Here is a 4,066-nt window from a genome sequence, read left to right as displayed (position 1 = left end):
CCGTTCGACTATGACGGCAAGTACTATCAGGTGAAGGGCGGCTTCTCGCAGATCAAGCCGCTGCGGCCCGAGGGCATTCCGGTGTTCATCGCCGGCGCATCGGATGCCGCCATCGAGGTCGCCGGCCGGCACGCCGATATCTTTGCGCTGTGGGGCGAGACCTATGAGGAAGTCCGGTCGATCATCGCGCGGGTGCGCGCCGCTGCCGCCAAGAACAACCGGCCGTCGCCGCGCTTCAGCCTGTCGTTCCGGCCGATCCTGGCCGAGACCGAAGAACTCGCCTGGGCCAAGGCCGACGCGATCCTGGCGCGCGCGCAGGCGGTGCAGGAGCTCAGCGGCTTCAAACGCGGCCCGGGACAGCCGGCCAACGAAGGCTCGCGCCGTCTGCTGGCGCTCGCCGCGCAGGGCGAGCGGCTCGACAAGCGGCTGTGGACCGGGCTCGCCAAGCTCACCGGCGCGCGCGGCAACTCGACCTCGCTGGTCGGCACGCCGCAGCAGGTGGCCGAAGCGCTGCTCGATTACTACGCGCTCGGCGTCGACATCTTCCTGATCCGGGGCTTCGATCCCTTGGTCGATGCGATCGAATACGGCCGTGAACTGATCCCGCTGACGCGCGAGCTGGTCGCCCGCCGCGAAGCGGTGGCGGCATGATCCGGCTTGTCGTGGCGGCCGCGCTGCTGATCGGCGCGACCCATGGGTTGGTTCACGGCGCCGCGGCGCAGGCCGTGCTGCGCGTCGGCGATCAGAAGGGCAACTCGCAGGCGGTGATGGAAGCCGCGGGGGTGCTCAAGGACGTCCCCTACAAGATCGAATGGCGGGAGTTTCCCGCCGCGGCGCCGCTGCTGGAAGCACTCGGCGCCGGCGCCCTCGATACCGGGCTGGTCGGCGACGCGCCGTTCACCTTCGCGGCGGCCGCCAACGTGCCGGTCAAGGCGATCGCGGCGATCCGCTCGACTCAGGAAGGCTTGGCCGTCCTGGTGCCGAAGGAGTCGCCGATCCGCAGCTTCGACGATCTCAAGGGCAAGAAGATCGCGACCGGTCGCGGCTCGATCGGTCACCAGCTGGTGCTGGCAGCGCTGGAAGCGAACGGGCTTTCGCCGAAGAATGTCCAGCTGGTGTTCCTGGCGCCGTCCGACGCCAAGATCGCCTACAGCCAGGGGGCGGTGGATGCCTGGTCGACCTGGGAGCCGTATGTCAGCCAAGAGGAGGTGCTATTCGGCTCGCGCCGGGTGATCACCGCCGAGGGGCTGACGCCCGGTCTCAGCTTCCAGGTCGCACGTCCCGATGCGATCGCCGGCAAGCGCGCCGAACTGCAGGACTTCGTGCAGCGGCTGTCACGGGCGCGGGCGTGGTCGCTCACCAACGTTGCGGCCTATGCGGACACCTGGGGCAAGCTGATGGGCATCCCGCCCGCGGTGCCGCTGAACTGGCTGAGCCGCGCCAAGATCAGGATCACGGCCGTGGACGATGCCGTCGTCGCGGGCGAGCAGCAGACGATCGACCTGTATTTCCGCAACGGCCTGATCAGCCGCTCGCTGAAGGCCGAAGACATCGTCGACCGGTCGTTGGCCCCGGCGATCGATGCGGCGCTGGCCAGCCAATGAGCGCCGACGCGTAGCGCGCAACACCGGTTGAGCGAGGGATTGCGTGCTCAGCCCCGGCGGGCGCGGCGAGCCGGGGCGCTCGGCGGCTGATACCAGGGATTGGTGACGCACTGTCCGGCGATGCCCATGGCGGCCGGGCGGCACTGCTCGATCGAGACGTAGCGGCATTCGTCGAACCGCACCGGGCCATAGACCCGCAGGCAAACCGGGTAGTTGTCGTAGGGCTGCGCCGCGGCCGTAAAGGGCAGGGCGAACGGCAGCGCCAGCGCGCCCAGCAGCATGATCGATCGAATCCGCATCATCCTCTCCAGCCTCGCGGCCTCTCCAGCCTCGCGGCGGCGGGGCCAACCTGTGCCGACTCGCTGCCGCCGCCAACCCGTGCGCTTCGCTGCCGTTCCCGTCAATCGGTGGGAAGCGGGGACAAGCGATTGCACGTTTACGCCTCGTTAAGCGTTCGGTGGCGGCGCAGGCCGGTTTCCTTGACTCTAGAACAAAAGAAGAACTATGTTCTGCATATGTTCACAAGGTCAGAGGGAGGCGGACGATGCTGAAAATTTTCATTCAGGAAGCTGCGGCGCTGACGTCGATTGCGCTGTTCATCGGCATGGTGGCGGTGTGGGCGCAGGTGCTGCCGCAGCTCTGAGGCTGCAACGGAAGACCCCGCGCCTCGCGGCGAGGCAATAGCGGGGACAAGACAGGCGAGGCGGCTTGCACGGCCGCATCCACGGGGTCACCATTGAGGCCGAGTCGGCTGTGCTGCGCACGCCGGCCGAGCACCTTCACCCCAGCCATACGAGACGGCCGTCCTGGACTGCCGTCTCTCCGATCGAGAGCCGCCGCGCGATGAGCCAAGCCGGATTCGTCCATCTTCACGTCCATTCAGCCTATTCGCTGCTGAAAGGCTCGATGAAGATCGCCAAGCTTGCCGAGCTCGCCAAGGCCGACCACCAGCCGGCGCTGGCGCTGACCGACACCGACAACATGTTCGGCGCACTGGAATTCTCCGACAAGCTTTCAGGCAGCGGCATCCAGCCGATCGTCGGCCTCGAACTCGGCATTGATTTCGGCGATCAGGACCCGACCTCGCGTAACGCCGCGCTGGCGCAGCCCTCGCGAGTCGTTCTGCTGGCGACGCGCGAGCGTGGCTATCGCAGCCTGATGCGGCTGAATTCGCGCGCCTTCCTGGAGACGCCGGTCAATCAGGCGCCGCATATCAAGTTCGACTGGCTCGACGGCGAGACCGAGGACGTCATCGCGCTGACAGGCGGGCCGGACGGGCCTATCTCGCTGGCGATGCTGTCCGATCCGGCGTTGGCGCGGCAGCGCTGCGAGCGGTTGGCGCAGGCGTTCGGCGACAGGCTCTATGTCGAACTGCAGCGCCACAACACCGATGCCGAGCGCCGCGCCGAAGCCGGCCTGATCGATCTGGCTTACGACCTTGGCGCGCCGCTGGTCGCGACCAACGAGCCGCATTTCGCTACGACCGACGATTTCGAGGCACACGACGCGCTGCTCTGCATCGCCTCCGGCAAGCTGATCGCCGAGGCCGACCGCGTCCAGTTCACGCCCGATCACCGTTTCAAGACCCGCGCCGAGATGGCGGTGCTGTTCGCCGATCTGCCGGAGGCGCTCGCCTCGACGGTCGAGATCGCCCAGCGCTGCGCCTACCGGCCGCTGACCCGCAAGCCGATCCTGCCGCTGTTCACCGTCGGCGCCGACGTCAGCAATGCCGAGGAGGCTGCCGCCGCCGAAGCCGCCGAGCTGCGCCGCCAGGCCGAGCAGGGGCTCGACATGCGGCTGCGCGTCCACGGCCTGTCGCCGGGCATGACCGAGGAGGACTATCGCAAGCGGCTGGCGTTCGAGCTCGACGTCATCACCCGCATGAAATACGCGGGCTACTTCCTGATCGTGTCGGACTTCATCAAATGGGCCAAGGCGCACGGCATCCCGGTCGGCCCGGGCCGCGGCTCGGGCGCCGGCTCGCTGGTGGCCTATTCGCTGACCATCACCGACCTCGATCCGATCCGGTTCGGCCTGCTGTTCGAGCGCTTCCTCAATCCGGAACGCGTGTCGATGCCGGACTTCGACATCGACTTCTGCCAGGACCGCCGCGGCGAAGTGATCGACTACGTCCAGCAGCGCTACGGCCGCGATCAGGTCGCGCAGATCATCACCTTCGGGACCTTGCAGGCGCGCGGCGTGCTGCGCGACGTCGGCCGCGTGCTGCAGATGCCGTACGGCCAGGTCGACAAGCTGACCAAGCTGGTGCCGCAGAACCCGGCCGCGCCGATCTCGCTGAAGCAGGCGATCGAAGGCGAGCCGCTTGTGGTAGTCCTCCTCGGTGGTGCCGAGCGACAGGCCGTGGACCCGCAACCGCTCCGCCAGACCGTGTTCGGCCTGGCGCCGCAGTTCGGCCGCCTCTTCGGCCGCCGCCTCCTCGGCGTTGCCGACGCCGGCGCCGA

Annotated in this window: 4 protein-coding genes; 3 read left to right on the top strand and 1 reads right to left on the bottom strand. The window is 68.1% G+C overall.

Annotated elements, in window-relative coordinates; translation table 11 throughout:
• Together ACOJTD_RS05370 and ACOJTD_RS05365 are read left to right on the top strand one after the other, a co-directional pair.
• Positions 1-651 (top strand): LLM class flavin-dependent oxidoreductase (locus ACOJTD_RS05370; protein WP_420131900.1); only part of this gene is annotated, 651 nt, incomplete at its 5' end.
• Entirely contained in the window at positions 648-1,604 is a 957-nt protein-coding gene (locus tag ACOJTD_RS05365) for an ABC transporter substrate-binding protein (RefSeq protein ID WP_420131899.1), read from the top strand. The genes ACOJTD_RS05370 and ACOJTD_RS05365, both read left to right, overlap by 4 nt.
• Before the next feature lie 47 nt (positions 1,605-1,651).
• On the opposite strand, the gene ACOJTD_RS05360 is transcribed toward ACOJTD_RS05365, so the two are convergent.
• Positions 1,652-1,903 carry a DUF3551 domain-containing protein gene (locus ACOJTD_RS05360; RefSeq protein ID WP_420131898.1) on the bottom strand — a complete coding sequence of 84 codons (252 nt, stop codon included), beginning with the start codon at positions 1,901-1,903 and terminating at the stop codon, positions 1,652-1,654.
• Positions 1,904-2,447: 544 nt separating this feature from the next.
• Here ACOJTD_RS05360 and dnaE point away from each other — a divergent pair.
• On the top strand, positions 2,448-4,066 hold a 1,619-nt coding region (dnaE, locus tag ACOJTD_RS05355; RefSeq protein ID WP_420131897.1), incomplete at its 3' end, for a DNA polymerase III subunit alpha.

The sequence above is a fragment of the Rhodopseudomonas sp. genome, from assembly GCF_048594845.1.
Lineage (GTDB): Bacteria > Pseudomonadota > Alphaproteobacteria > Rhizobiales > Xanthobacteraceae > Rhodopseudomonas.
This window is presented reverse-complemented; position numbering and strand designations above follow the sequence as displayed.